Below are 21,472 nucleotides of genomic sequence, written 5' to 3'. Positions count from 1 at the left end.
GGCCTTGGGAGGATGCCATGACGATGACGGAGCAGCCGGTCGACACGGCGGGGGAAGACACCGCCTGCTGCGCACATGACGACCAGCACAGACCGGGACACGGTACCGAACCGCCCGAGACGGCCCGCGAACGGGTCAACCGGCGCTGGAACGAGATCCTGCAGGAGACGCGGGTCACTCAGACGGGCGTGCAGATCCTCTTCGGCTTCCTGCTCAGCGTGGCGTTCACTCCGCTGTTCCGGGAGTTGGAGACGTTCGACCGGGTCGTCTACGTCATCACCGTGGTGCTCGGCGCGGCGGCCACGGGATCCCTCATAGCCCCGGTCTCCATCCACCGCTTCCTGTCCGGCCAGCGCATGAAGGACGACGTGGTGGAGGTCGCCGGACGCCTGATGATGTGCGGCATGGTCCTCCTCGCGCTGACCATCGGCTGCACGCTCCTGCTGATCCTGCGCGTGGTGATTCCCGGCATCCTCGCCGAGATCCTCGTCGGCGCGGTCATGCTGTGGTTCGGCCTGTGCTGGTACGTGCTGCCGCTGCTGCTGCGGCGCCGCGCCGCCCGTCGCGGCACCGTCGCACGGCGTTCCTGAGCGCCTCGCGGGGCGGGTCGGGCCACTGACCGGATACTGAGCGTTCGCTAGGCCCCTATCGGCGGGCGGTGAACTCCCGTACGTCCCCTTGTTTTTGGGGCTTCACGACGGAAGAGTGGGCCGCAGCAGGGGCCTGGCGACCGGCCTTTGCTGAACGAACGCTAAGGCACCGTTGCCGCAGAGTCCCGCACCGAGGAGAGGATTCCGTATGGACGTGCTCGAGGCCCGCGAGCGGTTCCGCCGGCTACGGGAGCAGGACGGCCCGGTCGATCCCGCCGAACTCGACGAAATCTGGGCGGCGTTGGCCACCGTCCGGCCCGAGGACATCCTCGGCGAGTGGCAGGGCGGCGAGTTCCCGACGGGACACCCCCTCAACGGCATGCTGGCCAAGGCCGGCTGGTACGGCAAGACGTTCACCGCCGTGGACGACGTCAAGCCGCTGATGTGCCGCGACGCCGAGGGCGGGCTGTACTCCAACCGCGAACTCGGCAAGGGCGAGGCCAGCCTGTGGACCGTCGAGTTCCGCGGCGAGACGACGGCCACGATGGTCTACGACGGCCAGCCCGTCTTCGACCACTTCAAGCGGGTGGACGACACCACGCTGATGGGGATCATGAACGCCAAGGGCGTTCCGCCGGAGGGCCCCTTCTACTACTTCTTCCTCGAGCGCGTCCCCGGGGCCCCGGGGACGCGCGCCGGAGAGGGGTCGTGAGGCGCGTCCGCGCCGCTGTCGCCGGGGCACCGGGCGCCCCGTTCACCGTCCGGGACGCGAACCTGGAGGAGCCGCGTCCGTACGAGGTGCTGGTGCGGATGACCGCGGCCGGCATCTGTCACACCGACGTGGGGATGCGGGACACCTGGCCCCGGCACCTCACCCCCATGGTGTTCGGTCACGAGGGTGCCGGCAGGGTCGAGGCGGTGGGCGCGGAGGTGACCGCCGTGACACCGGGGGACCACGTCTGCCTCACCTTCGCCAGTTGCGGCGTCTGCGAACAGTGCGCGGCGGACCACCCGGCCTACTGCCACGCCGCGCAGGCACTGAACTTCTCCGGTGGGCGCCCCGACGGCACCACCCCGCTCTCCCTGGACGGACAACCGCTGCACGCCGGCTTCTTCGGCCAGTCCAGCTTCGCCACGCACGCCGTCGTCCACGAGCGCGGCGTGCTCCCCGTGCCCCCCGACCTGCCGGCCGCCGTCGCGGCGCCGCTCGGCTGCAGCGGCCAGACGGGCGCGGGCACCGTGCTGAACCGGCTGCGTCCCGCGCCGGGCTCCTCGCTGGTCGTCATGGGCGCGGGCGGGGTCGGGCTGAGCGCCCTGATGGCGGCGGTGGCCACGGGCTGCGACCCGGTGGTGGCCGTCGACCCGGTCGCCTCCCGCCGCGCCCTCGCCACCGGGCTCGGCGCCAAGGCCGCCCTGGCTCCCGGGGACGGTCTGGTGGCGGCGCTGCGCGACCTCACCGGCGGTGGCGCGCACCACGTCGTCGAGACCACCGGCCGTCCGGAGATGGCCCGCCGGGCCGTCGGTGCCCTGCGTCCGCGCGGGGAACTCGCCCTGCTCGGCCTGGGCGCCGAGGTGACGTTCGACGTGATGGGCCTGCTCGCCAAGGGCGTCCGGGTCCACGGGGTGCTCGAGGGGGACTCCGATCCCGGCCGCTTCGTCCCCGAGCTGATCGGCCTGTACCGGCGTGGGCTCCTCCCCCTGGACCGGCTGGTCACCACGTTCCCGTTCGAGGAGATCGGCGCCGCCGTGGCCGCCATGCAGGGCGGCGGCGTGGTCAAGCCGGTCCTCACCTTCACGGAGTGATCCCGCCGCCACCTCCACGGAGTGATCCCTCCCTCACCTCCCGCGGTCCTGTCCGAGCGAGGCACCCGGCCTCATGACGGTCTGTGATTGACTGACCGCATGGCCCCCGCCTCCCCGTCCGCCCGCTCGGCCGCGACCGCCGATCGGGCCGCGGCCACCCGGCCCCGCAACCGCAAGCAACTGATCCTCGACGCGGCCGGGCGGGTCTTCAGCGAACGCGGCTACCACAAGGCGTCCATGGAGGAGGTCGCCGCCGGGGTGGGCATCACCGCGACCGCTCTGTACCGGCACTTCCCCAACAAGTACGCCCTGTTCGCCGCGTGCGCCCACGTCATGGTGGACGGCCTGGTCGCCGCGCTCGACGAGGTGCCGGCCGAGGCGTCCCTGGCGGAGGTGCTCACCGCCGTCACCCGGGTCACCGTCGCTCACCGCGCGTCGGGCGGCGTGTACCGGTGGGAGGCCCGGTACCTCGACCGCGAGGACCGCCGGTGTCTGAAGGTGAAGTTCGGCCGGCTCGTCGAGCGGGTGGACGAGGCGGTGCAGCGCGAACACCCACTGCCCGACGGGCGCCTGCGGGCCATGGCGGCCCTCGGTGCGATCGGATCCATCACGATGCATCACACCTCCATCGCCGCGCGCCGGGCCGAGAAGCTGCTGCTGGCGTCCGCGCTGGATGTCGCCGTGACCGATCCGGCGGCGGGTCGGCCCTCGGCGCACGCCGTCGAACTGCCCGCCCGGCCGGTGCCGCGCACGCGACGCGCGGAGATCCTCGCTGCCTCCGTCCCGCTGTTCGCGCGGGACGGTTTCGCCAACGTCACGAACGGACAGATCGCGGAGGCGGTGGGGTTGACCCCGTCCGCGCTGTACCGGCACTACCCCGGCAAGACCGACATCCTCGCGGCGGCATGCCTCCAGGCGGCGGGACTGCTCACCCAGGCGGTGGAGCGGAGCCTGCGGGAGGTGCCGGGACCGCACGACGCCATCGTCGCCCTGGCGGCGACGCACGTGGCCTACTGCTTCGAGTACACCGAGCTCAACAGTGTCGCCGAGGCCGAGTTCGCCGGCCTGCCGACCGGCTCACGGCGGCCCGTCGTCCTCGCTCAGCGGGAGTACATCGCCGTCTGGGAGCAGCAGTTGCGGCTGGCCCGACCGGAACTCGACCCGCGCCAGGCGCGGGTGCTGGTGCACGCGGGGTTCGGCGTGGTGGTCGAGGCGGGACGCAGGGTGCGGTGGGAGGACAGCCCCGCCCATCGTGAGGCCGTGACCACTCTGGCCGTGGGCGCACTGGGGCTCTGAGCAGCCGTCGCCGGGACACGGCGGCCGCCGGGGGCACCGCGCCGCGCGGTTCCCGCCCCGGTCTTCCGTTGCCTCCCTCGCGCGTCGCCCCGGACGCCCGCCCCTCGATCGGCTGCCGCGGGGCGGGTACGCGTCGTGATCCGGCCGACGGCTCAGGCCGGCCTGTTGCCGGTGGGGATCGTGATGGGGGTGGTGGTTCCGGAGGAGCCCTTGTTGAGGAACAGCATGGCCAGGGCGCGCACGAACTGGTCGAGCATGTAGAAGCCGGCGGGCATGACGGGCGACAGCCCTTCACGGAACAGGATGAACGCCGGCCATGCCGTGCGCACCAGGGCAGCCGCGGCGTAGTCGCGCTTCAGGCCCAGCCAGTCGCCGACCTCGTCGCTGAGGACGTAGCGCACGAACTCGTTGAGGAACCCGCGGGTGACGCCAAGGTCGATCTGTGCGGTCAGACCGAGCAGTTCCTCGGCCAGCTTGATGCCCTCGGTGGACGGGGAGAGGATCGGGGTGAGCACCTGCGCCGACTGCCGCTCGGCCTCCGCCCAGGTCCGGGGGATGTGCTCGTAGGGCACACCGAGCAGGTGGACGGCGACCTGCCACGAGTGCAGGAACGCCTCCTGGTCCGCGGCCGGGTAGGGGATCCGCCAGTCGAGCAGCTTGCGGTGCACGTAGGTGCCCAGGCTGTGGAAGGTGACCAGGATGTCGGCGGCGCTGATCGGGACGGTCTCGTCGGCGACCGCCCTCCAGTGCGGCGACTGCGGCAGCAGGTGACGCACCGCGGCGTGCACCACCCGCGTCTTGTTCGCCGTGACGACGAACTGTCCCGTCGGCTTGAACGCTCCCAGTTCCGACAGGTCGTAGCCGAACGTGAACGTCTTGGCCGCGCGGTCCTGCATGTCGGCGCCGCCCGCGGACCAGTAGACGCTCTTGGCCTCGCGCGGGATGACGGTGCTCATGATGCCGCTGCCGAGGCCGTACAGCATGAAGAGGTAGGTGTCCCGGCGCCGGTTGAAGTCGGCGGCGCGGGTCAGCTTGGTCTGGTCGGCCCAGGAGGGCAGCCGGTTGACCCGGCCCAGGTACGCGGCGAATTCGGCCGGCAGGCCGCCGGGCAGCGGGTCGTTGTTGTTCACCCACGAGGCCCAGGCGCGGTTGATGGCCGGCACGTGCCCCTTGTCGAGCATCGACGCCATCAGCGGGTCCGCCGCGTCGTCCCAGATCCACTCCGGACCGGTCCCCGCGGCGGCTCCGGCCCGCGAGCCCGTCGACGCCCACGCCGCGCCGGGGTTCGCCACACCCACGAGGCCGAGCGCGACACCGAGCGTCAGCGCCTTCCGCCTGCTGAGGTTCTCCATTGACTTACCTGCTTCCCTGATGGTCCAGATGGTTTCAGGTGCTCTCGCAGACACGCCATTTGCGCGACCGACGCGTGCTGGATCCCGTCGCACAGATGTGATTTCCGATTAACATAGCGGGGTGCATCGCCGTCGGCAATGGTGGTGACGGAGGGACGGCGGCGGCAGCCGCCGACCGGGATCACCGGCCCGGGCGCGGTTCACGGGCGCCGGCCCTCGGACACCCGGACGCACCCGTGCGGTCACAAGCGGTTCATCGCAGGACCGCGCACGACCCGATTGCGACACTTGGTGACAAGCGGGTACGTGTCGCGGCACGGTGCGCTGTGATGGCCCGGAACCACTGGCAGCGGCGCGGCTGGGGCGGACATGAACGACAAGACCGGCGGTACGGCCACGCGTCCCGACGCGCGTCCCGCACCGGGCACGCAAGGGGCTCCCCCGCGGACCGGCGGACCGGGCTCCGCCGAGGAACGGTTCCGCGGATTGCTGGAAGCGGCGCCGGACGCCATGGTCATCGTGGACGGCACCGGAGCCATCAGACTCGTCAACGCCCAGACGGAGGCCCTGTTCGGCTACCGGCGCGAGGAACTCCTCGGCCAGCCCGTCGAACTGCTCGTCCCGCACCGCCTGCGCGGCCATCACACGCTGCACCGCGACGCGTACGCCGACAACCGGCAGGTACGCCCGATGGGCGCCGGTGTCGACCTCTACGGGTTGCGGCGCGACGGCAGCGAGTTCCCGGTCGAGATCAGTCTCAGCCCGCTGGAGACCGCCGACGGGCTGCTGATCTCCGCGGCCGTCCGCGACGTGAGCGACCGCAAGGCCGCCGAGGAACGCATCAGCGAGCTGGCCGCCCTGGTGGAGTCCTCGCAGGACGCGATCCTCGCCAAGACGCTCGACGGGCACATCACCTACTGGAACACCGCCGCGCAGCGTCTGTACGGGTACACGGCCACCGAGGTGATGGGCCGTCACATCTCGCTGCTCGCCCCGGACGACCACCGGGAGGAGATAGCCGCGCTCCTGGGCCGGCTGCGGCTCGGCGAGAAGGTGGAACACTTCGAGACGCTGCGCGTCACCAAGGCCGGGAAACTGCTGGACGTCGACGTCACCATGTGGCCGAGGCGGGCGCCGGACGGCACGGTCATAGGGGCGTGCGCCATCGTCCGCGACATCAGCGACCGCAAACGGGCCGAGGCGGAGCTGACGGCCCTGTACGAACAGCAGCGTCACGTCGCCCTCACCCTGCAGCGCAGCCTGATGGGCACACCGCCCGCCGTGCCGGGCCTGGTCACCGCCAGCCGCTACCGCCCCGCCACTCAGGGGGCCGGCGTGGGGGGCGACTGGTTCGACCTGATACCGCTCGGCGCGGGCCGGGTGGGCGTGTTGATCGGCGACGTGATGGGCCGTGGTCTGGAGGCGGCCGCCGTCATGGGCCAACTGCGCTCGGCGGCGCACGCGTTGGCCAAGACGGGGATGCAGCCGCGGCGGCTGATGCAGGCCCTGGACGCGTGCGTGGCGGATCTGGACGTGCCGGACCAGCTGGTCACCTGCTGCTACCTGGTCGTCGCCGCCGACGAGGCGAAGGTGACCCTCTGCTCCGCCGGTCACCTCCCGGTCCTGGTCGCCGTGCCCGGTGCCGGGGCGCAGCCGCTGACCGCGCCCGTGAACGCGCCGCTCGGGGTGGGCGACATCCTGTACGAGCAGGCCACGGCGGCGGTGCCGCCGGGCGCGACCCTGGTGCTCTACACCGACGGTCTGATCGAGACGCCCGGTTGCGACATCGAGGACAGCCTCGCCGCCCTCACGGCCACCTGCGGCTCGCTGTTCACCGCCGAACCGCCCGCCCCGGACGTCGTGGCCGACCGCATCCTGTCCACCCTGCGGCCCGACGCCGAGGGACACGACGACGACGTCACCCTCCTGCTGGCACAACTGCCCGCCGCTCCCCTGGCGTCCGCCACGACCACCCTGCCCGCACGTGCCGAATCGGTGCCGGAGGGCCGTGCGTTCCTCAGCAAGGCCCTGGCCGCCTGGGGCTGCCACGACCAGTCCTACGACGCGCGACTCCTCGTGTCCGAACTCCTGACCAACGCCGTGCGGCACGCCCACGGCCCGGTCACCCTGCACGCGTGCCGCACGGCCGCCGAACTCACCGTCGAGGTGGGTGACGGCAGCCCGCTCCTCCCGGAGCCCCGGCGTGCCGACGAGGACGAGGAGTCCGGACGCGGACTCAACCTCGTCCGCATGATCGCCGACAGTTGGGGCGTACGACCCACCGACGAGGGAAAGACGACCTGGTTCACCCTGCGGCTGTGAACGTCCGGTCCCCGGCGGACGCGGAGAGGACCGGTGCCCGGCAGACGGAATCCCGGGTGCCGCTCTGGGTGATCGTGGACTGTCATGGTGCTCGTTCCCGCCGGGAGAGCCGCGCCTGGGGTTTCCGTTCTCGTCGCACGTTCGATCTGCCGCTCCCCCGGCCCGTGCCGGAGGGGCCGACCGGCCCGGTCGGCCGTCCGAACGTCCCTCGCACACACCGCCGTTCGGAGAGACGGCGCCTCCTCCGGGCGGTCGGGGGCGGTGGAGTACACGCCGTCGCGGGCCGGTTGCGGCGGCGGGAGTGAACAGCACCGAACGAAGCTCACGCCACGGGGAGTTGGTCGTCCGGGCGGCGGGAGCACGAGCCAGTACGGGCCCGGTGGTTCGGCGCGGAGACGGTTCGCGCCCGGCGTCGTCCCCGCGGGCGAGGGAGGGTTCAGTCGTGGGGGACGACGGCCACGGGACAGTGGGCGTGGTGGAGGGCGGCGTGGGCGACGGGGCCCAGACGGGGTGCGAGGGCCCGGCGGCGACGCCGCCGCCCGACGACCAGCAGGTTCGCCGTCCTCGCGGCGCCGATGAGCGCCTTCGCCGGGCTCACCAGGCCGATGCCGTCGACCACCTCCACCGCCGGGAACGCCTCACGCCAGGGACGCAGCACCTGGTCCATGTCCCGCCTGGCGGCCCGCTCGGTCTCCTCGGCGACGTCGTGGTCCACGCCCCACGGCACGTAGGCGTTCACGGGCAGACCGCGGCCGTGCACGGCCCGCAGCGGAACCCCGCGCGCGGCGGCCGTGGCGAACGCGAACCCGAGCAGGTCGTCGCACGGGCCGTGGAGTTTCAGCGCCACCGCCACGTCGCCGCCCTCGTCCGTCGGCGTCGTCGGCACGCCCGTCCCGTCCGTGGCGTCACGGACCAGGACCACCGGCCGCTCGGCCCGCGCCGCGACGAACATGCTGACGTCGCCCAGGAAGAACCTCTCGACGGGATCCATCCCCTGCGAGCCGAGCACCGTCATCTCCGACTCCGCGGCGGCCCGCAGCAGGGCCTGTGGGGCCTCTTCCTCGACCAGGTCGCCGGTGACGGCGAGGCCGGGGTGGCGGGTACGGATCTCCGTCCGGGCGTGGTCCAGCATGCGCTTCGCCCAGTCGGACGGGTCGCTGTCCGAGGGGCCCTCGGCAGGCTCCGGTCCGAGCACGGGCCACGCGTGCAGCAGGCGCAGCCCGACGTCGCGGCGCTCGGCCTCGGCCGCTGCCCAGCGGGCGGCGGCGAGGCTTTCGGGCGAGCCGTCGAGACCGACGGTGATCACTGGCTCCCGTCGAGGAGTGCGGGACACGGCCATCCACCTCACTTCACCCACCGGCGTGGTCACGGAGTCACCGGGTCGCGGCGCGGGGACTCCCAGAACATCGTCACTCCCGCTTCCGCCTTCCGCACGCAGGCCGCCCGCCCGACGGTGCGGCCGCCCGGACCGGCCGCCGGGCCGCTCCCCCTCGCCGGTGCGCCGTCACTCGCGCGTCAGCTCGCGGGCGATCCGCGTGGCCCACTCCTCGATCCGGCCGAAGTCGCGGAAGTCGCCGCCCCTTCCGCTCCGGAGGATCATCCGGGCGACCCAGCCCTCGGCGCCCTCGCGCAGACATCCGCCGAAGGTGACGTGGTCCCTGGCGTCGAGCCGGGCCACGGCCTTGCGCACCCAGGGCACGGGCGGGATGTCCCGCTCCGACGCGGAGGCGTCGAGCGGTCCGCTGCTGAACAGCCACAGGGGGCGGCCCTCCAGGTCCTTGCCGTGGCGGCGGACGAAGCGGCGGGCGTCCCGGTGCCAGTGACCGGCGTACAGTCCGCCGCCGACCACGACCGCGTCGTACGACACCGCGCTCCTGACGGACCCGGCCTCGCGGGCCTCGGCCGTCAGCCCCTCCCGGCGCAGCACTCCGGCGACGGTCTCGGCGATCTCCGCCGTCGATCCGTTCGTCGTCCCGTAGGCGACCAGCACGTTCTTCGGCATGGCGGTCCGCCTCCTCTCACCGCCCGTCCGACCGGCGGGCGGCCACGCGACACGGCGCCTCTCCCGACGACTGTAATCACCGGGGTGCCGCCGGTGCCGCCCGGAACGGGCCGGGTGCGGGCGCGCCGAAGGCCGGGGGAGGCGCGCGGAGGGGCGGGACACGACCGGCCCCCGGCACCGTCCCACGGGGGGAGGACGGTGTCCGGAGGCCGGCGCGGGAACACTGTAGCGGGGGCGGGCGCGCTCGTCACAGGGCCCACCGGCCCTCTGCCGTGCCCCGCTCCGCCCCTGCCCGCCAGGAGCGGGGTCGCGGATACTGGGAGGAGGGCATCGGCTCGGCCACCGTGACCGACGCGCCCCGGTGAGTCGCCGTCCGGCCGGCACGGGCCCCGCCCCGGTTGCGCCGACCCACCGCACGACGACCACCCGCGGAGTCGCTCGTGATCGTCACCGGAGCCCGAAGGGACCGGTCCCCATGAGCACCGACAGCAAGCCTTCCGCCGTGCCGCCTCCCCCGCGGACGCCGCGGCCGTGTCCCGCCCGGCTGACGGCGGTGCCCGACGCACCGCTGTCCCGCTGGCTGTGGCTGGTCAAGTGGCTGCTCGCCCTCCCCCACTACGTCGTCCTGTTCTTCCTGTGGGTGGCGTTCGCGGGGGTGAGCGTGGTGGCCTTCTTCGCGATCCTCTTCACCGGCCGCTACCCGCGGCCCCTGCTCGACTTCAGCGCCGGTGTGCTGCGGTGGAACTGGCGTGTGGCCTACTACGCGTACGGTGCGCTGGGCACCGACCGCTATCCGCCGTTCACGCTCGCCGACGTGCCCGACTACCCGACGCGCTGGGAGTTGACGTACCCCGGTGAGCTCTCCCGGGGTCTCGTCCTGGTGAAGTGGTGGCTCCTGGCCGTCCCGCACTACCTGGTCCTGGCGTTCTTCCTCGGCGGAACCCGTGCCGCCTGGTTCGGGGGCGGCCTCATCGGTCTGCTGGCCCTGTTCGCCGGGATCGCCCTGGCGTTCACCGGCAACTACCCCCGCGGCCTGTTCGACCTGGTGATCGGACTGAACCGCTGGGTGCTGCGGGTGGCCGCCTACGCGGCCCTGCTCACCGACGTGTACCCGCCCTTCCGGCTCGACCAGGGCGGGCGGGAACCGGAGGCGTCACCCTGACCACCGCCGGCGCCCGGTGCCTCTCCCCCGGTGTACCGCCGGACACGGGCAGCGGCAGCGGCCGGCCCCCGGTGCGGCTCACCGGCCGCGCAGGGCGGCGAGGGCGGCGTCGAGGGTGGCCGGGCGGGGGCGGTTGTGGGGCAGCTTGCCGAGGACCACGGCCATGCCGCAGGTGTCGGTGACGGCGGAGAAGACCAGGCCGGCGGCGATGCCCGCGGCGATCAGCTGGAAGGCCGGGTGCACGAGCAGACCGAGCGCGAGGCCGAGCAGCACCACGGTCCCGGCGGTGAAGCGGACCTGGCGTTCCATGCTCCAGCCGGCCCGGCTGTCGCGCGCCGCGGGACGCTGCAGGTCCCGGCCCTCGGACGCCCAGGCGCTGGTGCCGCCGGCGAGCGTGGCGGCGGGGACGCCCTCGTCGGCGAGGAGCGAGCAGGCCTTCTCTGAGCGGGCGCCGGACGCGCACACGACGAGGAGGTCACCGCGCTCGGCGGCGTGCCGGAGCTCCGGCAGCGCCCGGCGGACGTGGTCCAGCGGGATGTTCACGGCGCCGGGCAGGTGTCCGGAGGCGTACTCGCCGGGCGTGCGCACGTCGATGACGGTGAACTCGTGCAGCCTGGCTCCGGCCTGGCCGGTTTCGAGGACGATCGGGGCGAGCGGGCTGGTCATGGTGGCTGTGTGATCCTTCATGTTCGACGGGTACCGAATCGCGACGTACAGTACCCCTAGGGGTATTGTAGGACATGAGGAGTGGTCGTGGATCTGGAGCTCGAGGGCGCCGACCTGAAGTCCGTGCTGAACCGGTTGCGGCGGGCGCAGGGGCAGATCTCCGGAGTGATCCGGATGATCGAGGAGGGGCGCGACTGCGAGGACGTCATCACCCAGCTCGCGGCCGCCTCGCGCGCCCTCGACCGGGCGGGATTCGCGATCATCGCGACCGGGCTGCAGAAGTGCGTGCTGGACATCGAGTCGGGTCGCGCGAACGGCGAGGACAGCGAGCAGATGCGCGCCCGGCTGGAGAGGCTGTTCCTGTCCCTGGCCTAGGGCCCGTCCGGCGGCGAGGGCCGGTGCGGCGCGCGCCGTCACGCACCGCTGGGCACGTGGGGGAGGCCGTTTCGCGGGTCGCACGCATCACACAAACGTCCCATAATGACTCTTATGGCACGGAAACCCGCACGCGAGTACGGTCCGCCGACCGTGACGGTCAAGGGGCGGGACGTCAGGCTGCGCACCATCGGCTCCGTGCTGCTCGCCGGCGTGGCCATCTGGTTCATCGCCGCGAACACGAACTCGGTGACCATCAGGCTGTGGATCCCGACCGTCACGCTCCCGCTGTGGAGCGTCCTCACGGTCACCCTCCTCGTGGGCATGGCCATCGGCCTGCTCCTCGCCCACCGGCGCGCCCGCCGGTAGCGGCCTCCCGCGCGAAGCTCCGGCCTCCCCGGGTCCCCGGCCGGGCGGTACGTCACGCGATCCCGGGGACGTCGGGTTCCCGGCCGACGCGCCGTGCCCGGATTCCGCGCACAGAATGGTGAGTACGAAGGGCGGCGCGTCAGGGACGGCCGTCGGCGCCCGGGAGAACTCCGCCGCCGGTCCGGCCGGGCCGGAGCTGCCGTCGGCGGCGCGGGCAGTCCGCGCCCCGTCGCACCCCGGGCGAGGCACTTCGAGCGGCCGGCACCGCCTCGTGGAGCGGCGGACGGCGGCCGCGGGGCGCGCGGAGCCGTACCCGTCCGCCCGAGCCGAGGAGGACAGCCATGGCGCACACACTGGAATGGAAGACTCGCCTCCACCTCTTCGAGGACGGGGGAACCACCAAGGCCCGCGTGGTGATCGACACCGGGACCGCCGTGCTGACCGGCCGCGGGGCCGCGCGCCGGAACCCGGCGGACCCCGATGTGCCGGAGATCGGCGACGAGCTGGCCGCGGGCAGGGCCATGCAGGACCTGGGCCGGCAACTCGTGGACCTCGCCGAGCGCGACGTCGACGGCATGGGCGCGAGGCGGCCGAGCCCACGTCCGGCCGTCGGATGGCCGATGTGACCACCCGCCGCGCCCCGGCCCGGGCCCACAGCGGGGGCCGGGCGGCCCGCCGGACACCCGGCTCCGTCCGCCCGGCGCTCGGACCCGAGGTCCGCCAGGCCCGGCCGCACCGCACCGACACCACCGGCTGAGAGAAGGAGAGGGGCGGCGACCATGCGAGCCCACCTCGGCGACCACCTCGTCATCGAGAGTCCGACCACCGGAGCCACGCGGCGCGACGGCGAGATCGTCGGACTGCACCACGACGACGGCACACCCCCCTACGACGTGCGCTGGTCGGACACGGACGACGTGACGCTCGTCTTCCCCGGGCCCGATGCCCGCGTGAGGCCTCCCGGACATCCAACCGGAGCCGGCGCGGCCGCGCCGCCGCCGCCCGCCGGCCCGCCCGATCCCGGTGACATCGGCCGGCGCCTGGCCGCCGAACGCGAACGCCAGGGTCTGAGCCGGGAGGAGACGGCCCGGCGGGCCAGGATGGCCCCGGACTACCTCGCCTACCTGGAGGAGCACCCCGCAGACCCCAGCACGGCGACGCTCATCAGGCTGGCCGCGGCGCTGCGCACCAATGTCCGGGCGCTGCGGGGCGGCGGTGCCGACCTGCCGCCCGGCCAGGGCCTGGCGCTGCTGCACCCGCGGCTGAGCGACCTCGCTCCCGACGAATGCCGGACCCTGCTCTCCACCCACGGTGTCGGACGTGTCTCGGTCACCACGGCCGAGGGACCCGCGGTGGTACCGGTCAACTACGAGGTCGTGGACGACTCGATCGTCTTCCGGACCGCCCCCGGCTCCGTGCCGGCGGCCGCCGTGGGATCGGAGGTCGCCTTCGAGGTCGACCGGCTCGACGAGGCCATGAGCCAGGGCTGGAGCGTTCTGGCGGTCGGCCCCGCACGGGCCGTCACCGGCCCCGAGGAGGCACGGCACCTGTCCGAGAGCGCCCACAGCACACCGTGGGCCGGGGGCGAGCGCGAGATGTGGGTGTCGATCCGGCCCACCCGTCTCACCGGACGGCGCATCACCTCGGACGGGCCGTGATGGCGGGGCCCGGCCCCGGACTCCGGGGTCACGCGCGGGCCGCGCGGCGGGCCGCGCGGGCCCTGGGGAGGTAGCGCAGACGTTCGGGCAGCATCGGGACCACCGTGCGGACCACGGCGCCGAAGCGGCGCAGTCTGCGTTCGTCGCGTGCCGTCCACGTCAGGCCCAGGCGGTCCCGGGCGGCGGGTGGCAGCAGTCCGGTCGTGACGAAGACGTGCAGCCGGCCCAGCGGCGGGCGGATCACCGGCCAGCCGCGGCGCAGCAGCGGCCCCGCGCCGGCCGGCGGCGGGACGGGCCTGCGCGGGTCGAGCAGTTCACCGACGACGGCCGTCCGTTCCAGTTCGTCCCGGATCATCGTGTCGAAGTACGGCCAGAACTCCTCCGGGGTCGCCGGCATGTCGCGCCGCTTGATGCCGAGGATGCGTCCGAGGTCGAGGAGTTCGCCGTAGAGGCGGCGTTCGCCGGTCTCGTCGAACGGGCGGGAGAAGTACTGGGCCGCCCGCAGGAAGACGGGGTAGGCGGTGGCGTGCACCCAGGCGTAGTAGGCGGGGGTCAGCGCGTGGTAGGCGCGCCCCCGGGTGTCGGTGCCGCTGATGGTCCGGTGCAGTCTGCGGAGCCTGCGGCCCTCCTCCAGCGCCTGTTCGCCTCCGTAGACCCAGAGTTGGAGTGAGTCCAGCGAGCGCGCGGCCCGGCCCCAGGGGTCGGTGCGGAAGACGGAGTGCTCGTCCACGCCGGCTCCTACCGCCGGGTGGGCGACCTGGAGGACGAGCGCGGTGGGCAGGGAGAGGAGCAGCCGGACGTCACCGGCGATGTCCCAGAGGATGGCGCCCGGCGCGAACGGGACGGGTTCGTCGCGGTCGGTGTCCGGACCGGGTGCCGGAGCGTCGGAGGGGTGCGGTGTGCGGGTCATGGGGCCTCCGTTTCTCCGTCGTGTCCGGACTATTGACGCCTCCGTGAAACAAGTCAATAGTTTTTGTATCTTCGACTCTCGACGACAGCGGGGAACGGCGTGCCTCCCCTCCCATCGTCCGTCGGCCGGGGCGGCGACGCCAAGCCGGCCCCGCCGTCCGCCGCCAGGACCTCCGCCGGCGCACCCCCGTACCGATGAGGAGGCACTACCGATGGGCCGCTACACCCGGCTCCGCCGGATCCGGACCATGGACCCGCAACAGGATCACGAGGAGATCTTCGCGCTGCTCACCCGGTACGAGTTCCCCTGGGACTACCTCCAGGGCGTCTCCGCCGCGTTCCTGCGCGACTTCGGCGTCCCCCGCATCTCCCGGCTGCTCGACCGCACCCAGGAGTTCGAGCGCGCCGGGCAGAAGCGGTACGACGACACCATCCTGTTCGCCCACGAGATGATCCGCGACGGCATGGACTCGCCGCGCGGGCGGGCCACCGCCCGGCACCTCAACCGGATCCACGGCCGCTACCGCATACCGAACGAGGACTACCTGTACGTGCTGGCCACCACGGTGGTCGGGCCGAAGCGGTGGATCGACCGCTACGGCTGGCGCCCCCTGTCCTGGCAGGAGACCGAGAGCCTCGCCCTGGTGGGGCGGCGGATGGGCACGATGATGGGCATCACCGGCATGCCGGCCGACTACGCCGGCTTCGAACGGCTCCTGGACTCCTACGAGAAGGAGATGTACGCCCACGATCCCGCCAACCGCCGGGTGGCGGCGGCCACGTTGCGGGTCATGGCCGCCTGGTATCCGCGGCCGCTGCGTCCGCTCGCCGTGCGGTTCACGCTGGCCGTGCTCGACGAACCGCTGCTCGCGGCCCTCGGGTTCGACCCGCAGCCCCGTCCGCTGCGCGCCGCCGCCCACCGTGTGCTGCGCGCCCGGGCCGCCCTGGTGCGCCTCATGCCGGCCCGGCCCGCGTGGTGGGGGTACCGGCACCGGCCCCGCAGCTATCCGTTCGGCTGGACCTTGGACGACCTGGGCCCGCACTGGGCGCACGGCAGGCCGGCCGAACCGCTCGCCGACGAGACCTCACCGCTGGAGAAACGATGACCGACACCACCCACTCGCCGACGGCGACGTTCACGACCCGGGAACCGGCCACCGGAGCCACGATCGCCGCCCATCCGGTGCACGGACCGCGGGACGTCGCGGCGGCGGTCGACCGGGGACGAGCGGCCGGGGCGCGCTGGGCGGCGCTTCCGGCCGCTCGCCGGCGCGCCCATCTGCTCGCCTGGAAGCGGACGTTGGCGGAGGAGCTCGACGAGGTGGCCCGGTCCGTCTCGGCGGAGACCGGCAAGCCCCTGCGGGACGCCGAGCTGGAACTGCTGCTGACCCTGGAGCACTTGGCGTGGGCGGCGCGCAACGCCGGGCGGGTCCTGCGCCGGCGACGGGTGCGCACCGGGCTGCCCGCGGCGAACCAGGCGGCGTCGGTGGTCCACCGGCCGCTCGGCGTGGTCGGGGTGATCGGCCCGTGGAACTACCCGGTCTACACGCCGATGGGCTCCATCGGATACGCCCTGGCGGCCGGCAACGCGGTGGTGTTCAAGCCGTCCGAGTACGCCCCGGGCACCGGGGTGCTGCTCGCCGCCCTCTTCGACCGGGCGGTGCCCGACTTCGCGGGCCTGTTCACCGTGGTCACCGGTGCGGCGGAGACGGGCGCCGCGCTGGCCGCGTCCGGGGTCGACAAGCTCGCCTTCACCGGTTCGCCGGGGACCGCGCGCAAGGTGATGGAGGAGTGCGCCCGCTCGCTCACCCCGTTCCTCGCCGAGTGCGGTGGCAAGGACGCCGTCCTCGTCACCGCGGACGCGGACCTGGACGCCGCCGCCGACGCGATCGTGTGGGGCGCCCTGGGCAACGCGGGCCAGACGTGCGCGGGTGTGGAGCGGGTCTACGCGGTCCGTACGGTGCACGCGGAACTGGTCGGCCGGGTGGTGGAGCGGGCCCGTGCGCTGCGGCCGGGGAGCGGTCCGGACGCGGCGTACGGCCCGATGACGATGCCGGGTCAGGACGAGGTGGTGCGCCGGCACGTCGATGCCGCCGTGGCGGCCGGAGCCGGGGCGCCACTGGGCCCGGTGGAGACGCCGGACGGGCCGTTCGTCGCGCCGGTGGTCCTGGTCGACGTACCGGAGGACTCCCCCGCGATGACCGAGGAGACCTTCGGTCCGACCGTGGCGATCAACGCCGTGGCGGACGTCGACGAGGCGGTGCGCCGCGCCAACGCCTCCCGTTACGCGCTGGGCGCGGCGGTGTTCTGCGGCAGCCGCCGCACCGGCGCGGCGATCGCGGCCCGGCTGCGGGCGGGCGCGGTGTCGGTCAACGCGGTGCTGGGCTTCGCCGCCGTACCGGCCCTGCCGTTCGGCGGATCGGGCGATTCCGGGTTCGGCCGTGTCCACGGTGCGGAGGGGCTGCGGGCGTTCACCGCGCCCCAGTCGGTCACGGTCCGGCGGTTCGCTCCACCGGTCGACCTGACGTCGTTCACCACCCCGCCCGCGGCGAAGGCCCGCGCGGTGGCGCTCATGCGATGGCTGCACACCCGGCGCTGAGGACCCGCCGGGCGGGTCCGCGCGACACGGTGCGGGCCCGCGGGCACCGGTCAGGCGTCGAGCAGCGGGGCGAGGTAGCGACGGGCGAAGGCCCGGGACTGCTCCTCGTCGTCCAGCTCGATGCAGCCGGCCGGGTTGAGGAGGAAGGAGACGGCGACCCGCACCATCAGTTCCGCCACCGGCCGCGGGTCGGCGTCCGGGCGGCCCTCGCTGTGCTGGGCCCGCCGCAGGTGGGACGTCAGATAGTCGGTGGTGACGGTGAGGGCGGGGCCGCCGCCGACCGTCAGGTACGGCAGGACCACCTCGGGCTCCAGCCGCAGCAGGCCCCCGAAGAGGGGATGGGCCCTGGTGTGGCGCAGGGCGACCACGAAGCCCTCGACAACCCTGTCCCGCATGGCGGGCAACGGGGCGACCGCGTCGTCCAGTTCACGGAAGAAGCGGCTGACCTCGCGCAGCAGACACGCCTCGACCAGTCCGTCCTTGTTCTGGAAGCGCCGGTACACCGTCACCCGCGACACCCCGGCCCGTCTGGCGACGTCGTCCACCGACGAGCGGCGCAGGCCGAAGATCGTGAACTGCTCCAGGGCGGCGTCGAGAATCTGCCGCGCCAGCCGTTCCTCCGTCTCCGGCCGGGCGAGGGCACGGGCGAGCGGGGATTCGTCTCCAGAAGTCTTCATGGTGTCTTTCACGGTACCGGCCCACCTCCAGCGAGAAACAGTGAAACATTATCCATACACATGTATCCCCTCGTGTTCGGAGGCACCATGGGAAGTCGTCTCACCGCGGAACAGTCGGACTTCGCCGCCGCCGTCCGGGACTTCGCCCGGCGTGAGTGCGGGACCCGGGAGCAGCGCGCCGCGCTGACCCAGGACGGCCGGGAGCCGCACAACCCGAAGGTCTACGGCATGCTCGCCGAACTCGGCTGGCTCGGGGTGTGCCTGCCGGAGGAGTACGGCGGCGCGGGCGGCGGCCTGGGCGACGCGTGCGTGTTCCTGGAGGAGACCTCCTACGGGATGGTCCCCGCGGGCGGCTTCGTCACCACGGTCATCACCGCCAAGGCGTACGAGGGGTTCGGTTCCGAACGGCAGCGGCGGGAGGTGCTCGGCGGTGTGGCGCGCGGCAGCGTGCTCGCCATCGCCATGTCGGAACCCGGCGCCGGATCCGACGTGGGCGCGTTGCGCTGCCGCGCCGAGCGGCTGCCGGACGGCGGCTGGCTGGTCGACGGCCAGAAGACCTGGATCTCCAACGCCCACATCGCCGACAGCATCCTGCTGGTGGCCCGTACGGGCGCCGACAAGCACAAGGGTCTGACCATGTTCCACGTGCCGGCGGACACCGCCGGGGTGGAGGTCCGCGGCATCGAGACCATGGGCGGCAGGGAGGTCAACGACGTGTTCTTCACCGGCGTCCGGCTGCCCGCCGACGCGGTGGTGGGTGAAGTGGACGCGGGATGGCGGCAGTTGATGGCCGGGTTGAACCACGAGCGGCTGTTCCTGGCCGCCAACATGCTGGGCCTGGCGCGCAGGGCGTTCGACGACGCGGTCGCCTACATCGGCGAACGGGAGCAGTTCGGGCGGCCCGTGGGAAGCTTCCAGGCGCTGCGGCACCGGGTCGCCGACCTCGCGACGGAGATCGAGTGCACCCGGCTGCTGGTGCGCGAGGTGGCGGCGGACTGCGACGCCGAACCGGACCGCCTGTTCCCCCGGGAGGCGTCGATGGCCAAGCTCAAGGCCACCGAGACGGCCAAGCGCGTCGCCCTGGAGTGCATGCAGATGATGGGTGGTTACGGCTACGCCACCGAGTACGGGATGGAGCGGCACCTGCGGGCCGCGGTGGTCTCCACCGTCTACGGCGGGACCAGCGAGATCCAGCGCGACATCATCGGCCGGAGCTACGGACTGTAGAGGGGGGACGACGGCGACGGCCGGCCCGCGGAACGCGCGGGCCGGCCGTCGGCGCGAGGGGCGCGTCCTCCTAGTCGGCGTACAGGTCCGCCAGTTCGGTCGCGTGCCGGTCGCGGATGACGCGGCGGCGCATCTTCAGGGAGGGGGTGAGTTCCCCCGTCGCCGGCCCCCACTCGCGGGCCAGCAGCCGGTAGCGCTTGACCTGTTCGGTCCGGTTGAGCCGGGTGTTGGCCGCGGCGACCGCGCGGTCGACCTCCTCGCGCACGGCGGGGTGGGCGGCCAGGGCGGCCAGGTCCCCGTTCCCGGCGTCGACGCCCCGGGCGGCCGCCCAGGCGGGCGCGGCCTCCGGGTCGAGCACCAGCAGGGCGACCAGGTAGGACCGGTTGTCGCCGTGCACCAGCGCCTGCCCGATCAGGGGGTGTTCCTTGAGGGTGTTCTCGACCAGCGCCGGGGAGACGTTCTTCCCGGTCGAGGTGATGATCATCTCCTTCTTGCGGTCGGTGAGCCACACATAGCCGTCGTCGTCGATCCGGCCGATGTCCCCCGTGGCGAGCCAGCCGTCCTCGTCCAGCGCCGACCGCACGGAGCCGTCCGGCTGGAGGTATCCGGAGAAGACGGAGTCGCCCCGCACCAGGATCTCGCCGTCCTCGGCGATCCGGACCTCGACGGAGGAGACGGGCCGGCCGACCGAACCGAGCCGGAAACCGGTGCGCGGGCTGTTGGTGGTGGCCACGCCGGTCGTCTCGGTCAGACCCCACGCGTCCATGATCACGACACCGAGACCGGACCAGAACCGCACCACGTCGAGCGGCATGGGCGCGGAGGCGCTGGCGGTCCACGTCACCCGGTCGAGGCCGCCGGCGGCCAGCACCGGCTGGAGCACCTTCTCCCGCACCTGGGCGTAGGACGCCTCCAGTTCGGCCGGCGGGGTCTCCCCCCGCTCCCGGTAGCCGACGTGCTCGCGGGCCACCTCCATGGCCTCGTCCACGCCCCGCCGCCGCTCCTCGGGCAGCAGGTCCAGGCCGGCCCGTACGGCGACGGCCAGTTTCTCCCAGATCCTCGGCACGCCGAAGAACTGCCGGGGCCGCACCTCGCGCACCGCCTGGGCGACGGCGGTGGGGTCGGCGCACAGGTAGACGTGCGAGGCACGGTGACAGGGCAGGTAGATGCCCAGCATGCGCTCGGCGATGTGGGCGAACGGCAGGTAGCAGATGTGCTCGACGTGCGGCGGCAGTTCCACCGCCGCGTCCAGCGCGACGGCGTTGGCGAGCACCTGCCGGTGGGTGAGGACCACCCCTTTGGGTTCGCCGGTGGTGCCCGAGGTGTAGACGACGGTCAGCGGGTCGTCGGGGCCGGCCGTGTCCAGGGACTTCTCGAACGACTCCGGGACGGGTGCGCGGGTCAGGGCCGCGTAGGGCAGGTGGGGTCCTTCCTCACCGGGTTTCACGACGACGAGCCGGGCCAGCGGGGTGGCCGTGTCGTCCAGCAGCGGCGCCCACACCCCGGCCTGTGCGGCGCCCTCCACGACGGCCAGGGCGGCACGGCAGTTGCGGGCGATGTGGCGGATCTGCTCGGGTGCCGAGGTGCCGTAGACGCTGACGGGCACGGCGCCGAGGCGGACCAGGGCGAGGTCGGACAGCCAGTGCTCGGAGCGGTTGGCCATCATCAGCAGCACGTGGTCGCCGCGGCCGACGCCCAGGGCCGCGTATCCGGCGGCGAGCAGGGTGGTGTGCTCCTCGACCCCCGCCCAGTCGAGCGTGGTCCATCCCGTGCCGTCCGGTGTGCGCCAGGACAGGGCGGGCAGGTCCGGGTGGGTGCGGGCGTTGTGTTCCACGAGCAGCGGCAGCGTGGGCGGTGTCGCTGGTTCCCCGTCGGTGCGCGGGGCTGGTGTCATGACGGCCTCCTGGCGGGCTGGGCGAAGCGGGGGGTGGCGGGGCGAGTGCGTGGGGGCGTGGGGCGTGCGCGGGCGCGGGTGTGTCAGTCGTCGGTGAAGGTCTCGCCGCGCTCGGCCTTGCGGAGCAGCAGCGGGGGCGGGGTGAAGCGGTCGCCGTGCCGGGTGGCGAGTTCACGCGCGCGGGCGACGAAACCGGGCAGGCCGTCCTCGTAGCCGTTGATGTACTGCAGGACGCCGCCGGTCCAGGCCGGGAAGCCGATGCCGAGGATCGAGCCGATGTTGGCGTCCGCCACGGAGACCAGGACGCCCTCCTCCAGGCAGCGCACGGAGTCGAGGGCTTCGACGAACAGCATCCGTTCCCTGAGTTCCGTCAGGTCGCATCCGCGCAGCCCCGGGTCGGTGAAGTGCTCGCGCAGTCCGGGCCAGAGGCGGATGCGGCGGCCGTCCGCGTCGTACTCGTAGAAGCCGGCGCCGCCGCTGCGGCCGGGGCGGCCGAATTCGTCGATCATCCGGTCGATGACGGCCTCGGCGGGGTGGGCGGTCCAGGTGCCGCCGGCCTCCTCGACGGCCT

General features: G+C 73.3%; 21 protein-coding genes and 1 pseudogene. 14 read left to right on the top strand and 8 right to left on the bottom strand.

The genetic code is table 11. From position 1 onward, the window contains the following. Positions 1-17 precede the first annotated feature (17 nt). From IE172_RS32800 to IE172_RS32785, 4 genes are all read left to right on the top strand, one after another. Positions 18-590, top strand: a complete 573-nt coding sequence (locus IE172_RS32800; RefSeq protein WP_190101004.1) for a DUF6328 family protein — start codon at positions 18-20, stop codon at positions 588-590. 208 nt (positions 591-798) lie between these two features. Further along, a complete protein-coding gene (locus tag IE172_RS32795; protein ID WP_190101003.1) occupies positions 799-1,302 on the top strand; it encodes a DUF4334 domain-containing protein in 504 nt (167 codons plus the stop codon). Continuing rightward, on the top strand, positions 1,299-2,393 hold the full coding sequence (locus IE172_RS32790) for an NAD(P)-dependent alcohol dehydrogenase (RefSeq protein ID WP_190101002.1): 1,095 nt from the start codon (positions 1,299-1,301) through the stop codon (positions 2,391-2,393). The genes IE172_RS32795 and IE172_RS32790 overlap by 4 nt, the downstream gene beginning before the upstream one ends. 99 nt (positions 2,394-2,492) lie before the next feature. Beyond that, positions 2,493-3,689, top strand: coding sequence for a TetR/AcrR family transcriptional regulator (locus IE172_RS32785; RefSeq protein WP_190101043.1), 1,197 nt, complete (start codon positions 2,493-2,495; stop codon positions 3,687-3,689). 152 nt (positions 3,690-3,841) lie between these two features. On the opposite strand, the gene IE172_RS32780 is transcribed toward IE172_RS32785, so the two are convergent. Beyond that, on the bottom strand, positions 3,842-5,041 hold the full coding sequence (locus IE172_RS32780) for an oxygenase MpaB family protein (RefSeq protein ID WP_190101001.1): 1,200 nt from the start codon (positions 5,039-5,041) through the stop codon (positions 3,842-3,844). Between the two features lie 369 nt (positions 5,042-5,410). Between IE172_RS32780 and IE172_RS32775 the strand changes: the two genes are divergently transcribed. After that, on the top strand, positions 5,411-7,363 hold the full coding sequence (locus tag IE172_RS32775) for a PAS domain S-box protein (RefSeq protein WP_190101000.1): 1,953 nt from the start codon (positions 5,411-5,413) through the stop codon (positions 7,361-7,363). Between the two features lie 436 nt (positions 7,364-7,799). Here IE172_RS32775 and IE172_RS32770 read toward each other — a convergent pair whose 3' ends face one another. Both IE172_RS32770 and IE172_RS32765 read right to left on the bottom strand, forming a co-directional pair. After that, positions 7,800-8,702 carry a universal stress protein gene (locus tag IE172_RS32770; protein WP_190100999.1) on the bottom strand — a complete coding sequence of 301 codons (903 nt, stop codon included), beginning with the start codon at positions 8,700-8,702 and terminating at the stop codon, positions 7,800-7,802. 165 nt (positions 8,703-8,867) lie between these two features. Continuing rightward, positions 8,868-9,365 (bottom strand): flavodoxin domain-containing protein, encoded by a 498-nt coding sequence (locus IE172_RS32765; RefSeq protein WP_190100998.1) that lies wholly within the window; start codon positions 9,363-9,365, stop codon positions 8,868-8,870. 475 nt (positions 9,366-9,840) lie between these two features. On the opposite strand from IE172_RS32765, the gene IE172_RS32760 reads away from it, so the two are divergent. Further along, entirely contained in the window at positions 9,841-10,527 is a 687-nt protein-coding gene (locus IE172_RS32760) for a DUF4389 domain-containing protein (RefSeq protein WP_190100997.1), read from the top strand. A gap of 78 nt (positions 10,528-10,605) precedes the next feature. On the opposite strand, the gene IE172_RS32755 is transcribed toward IE172_RS32760, so the two are convergent. After that, complete coding sequence (locus IE172_RS32755; protein WP_190101042.1) at positions 10,606-11,193, bottom strand: rhodanese-like domain-containing protein; 588 nt, start codon at positions 11,191-11,193, stop codon at positions 10,606-10,608. A gap of 87 nt (positions 11,194-11,280) precedes the next feature. Here IE172_RS32755 and IE172_RS32750 point away from each other — a divergent pair, with 87 nt between their 5' ends. The 5 genes from IE172_RS32750 to IE172_RS32735 all read left to right on the top strand — a co-directional run bounded on the left by IE172_RS32750 (position 11,281) and on the right by IE172_RS32735 (position 13,595). Then, a complete protein-coding gene (locus IE172_RS32750) occupies positions 11,281-11,568 on the top strand; it encodes a metal-sensitive transcriptional regulator (protein WP_190100996.1) in 288 nt (95 codons plus the stop codon). A 114-nt stretch (positions 11,569-11,682) separates the two neighbouring features. Beyond that, positions 11,683-11,937: a LapA family protein gene (locus tag IE172_RS32745; RefSeq protein ID WP_229886686.1), complete on the top strand. Its 255-nt coding sequence runs from the start codon at positions 11,683-11,685 to the stop codon at positions 11,935-11,937. 341 nt (positions 11,938-12,278) lie between these two features. Further along, a complete protein-coding gene (locus IE172_RS32740; protein ID WP_190100995.1) occupies positions 12,279-12,563 on the top strand; it encodes a DUF1876 domain-containing protein in 285 nt (94 codons plus the stop codon). Then, positions 12,560-12,694: a hypothetical protein gene (locus IE172_RS35200; protein WP_268253497.1), complete on the top strand. Its 135-nt coding sequence runs from the start codon at positions 12,560-12,562 to the stop codon at positions 12,692-12,694. The genes IE172_RS32740 and IE172_RS35200 overlap by 4 nt, the downstream gene beginning before the upstream one ends. Positions 12,695-12,716: 22 nt before the next feature. Next, positions 12,717-13,595 (top strand): pyridoxamine 5'-phosphate oxidase family protein, encoded by an 879-nt coding sequence (locus tag IE172_RS32735; protein ID WP_190100994.1) that lies wholly within the window; start codon positions 12,717-12,719, stop codon positions 13,593-13,595. A 28-nt stretch (positions 13,596-13,623) separates the two neighbouring features. Here the strand turns inward: IE172_RS32735 and IE172_RS32730 are convergent, their stop codons facing one another. Next, complete coding sequence (locus tag IE172_RS32730) at positions 13,624-14,505, bottom strand: oxygenase MpaB family protein (RefSeq protein ID WP_190100993.1); 882 nt, start codon at positions 14,503-14,505, stop codon at positions 13,624-13,626. A 211-nt stretch (positions 14,506-14,716) separates the two neighbouring features. On the opposite strand from IE172_RS32730, the gene IE172_RS32725 reads away from it, so the two are divergent. Further along, positions 14,717-15,610: an oxygenase MpaB family protein gene (locus IE172_RS32725; RefSeq protein ID WP_190100992.1), complete on the top strand. Its 894-nt coding sequence runs from the start codon at positions 14,717-14,719 to the stop codon at positions 15,608-15,610. Then, positions 15,607-17,103 carry an aldehyde dehydrogenase family protein gene (locus tag IE172_RS32720; RefSeq protein WP_190100991.1) on the top strand — a complete coding sequence of 499 codons (1,497 nt, stop codon included), beginning with the start codon at positions 15,607-15,609 and terminating at the stop codon, positions 17,101-17,103. Before IE172_RS32725 ends, IE172_RS32720 begins: the two co-directional genes overlap by 4 nt. Before the next feature lie 50 nt (positions 17,104-17,153). On the opposite strand, the gene IE172_RS32715 is transcribed toward IE172_RS32720, so the two are convergent. After that, positions 17,154-17,780 carry a TetR/AcrR family transcriptional regulator gene (locus IE172_RS32715; RefSeq protein WP_190100990.1) on the bottom strand — a complete coding sequence of 209 codons (627 nt, stop codon included), beginning with the start codon at positions 17,778-17,780 and terminating at the stop codon, positions 17,154-17,156. Between the two features lie 87 nt (positions 17,781-17,867). Between IE172_RS32715 and IE172_RS32710 the strand changes: the two genes are divergently transcribed. After that, the gene (locus tag IE172_RS32710) at positions 17,868-19,007 is read left to right on the top strand and encodes an acyl-CoA dehydrogenase family protein (protein ID WP_190100989.1); all 1,140 of its coding nucleotides are present in this window, start codon (positions 17,868-17,870) and stop codon (positions 19,005-19,007) included. Positions 19,008-19,077: 70 nt separating this feature from the next. On the opposite strand, the gene IE172_RS32705 is transcribed toward IE172_RS32710, so the two are convergent. Then, positions 19,078-20,901 (bottom strand): AMP-dependent synthetase/ligase, encoded by a 1,824-nt coding sequence (locus IE172_RS32705; RefSeq protein ID WP_190100988.1) that lies wholly within the window; start codon positions 20,899-20,901, stop codon positions 19,078-19,080. A gap of 83 nt (positions 20,902-20,984) precedes the next feature. Further along, positions 20,985-21,472, bottom strand: a pseudogene (locus IE172_RS35005) (3-hydroxyacyl-CoA dehydrogenase); the annotation flags it as partial.

Source organism: Streptomyces griseoflavus, from assembly GCF_014649995.1.
In the GTDB taxonomy this organism is placed as follows: Bacteria; Actinomycetota; Actinomycetes; order Streptomycetales; family Streptomycetaceae; genus Streptomyces; species Streptomyces griseoflavus.
This window is presented reverse-complemented; position numbering and strand designations above follow the sequence as displayed.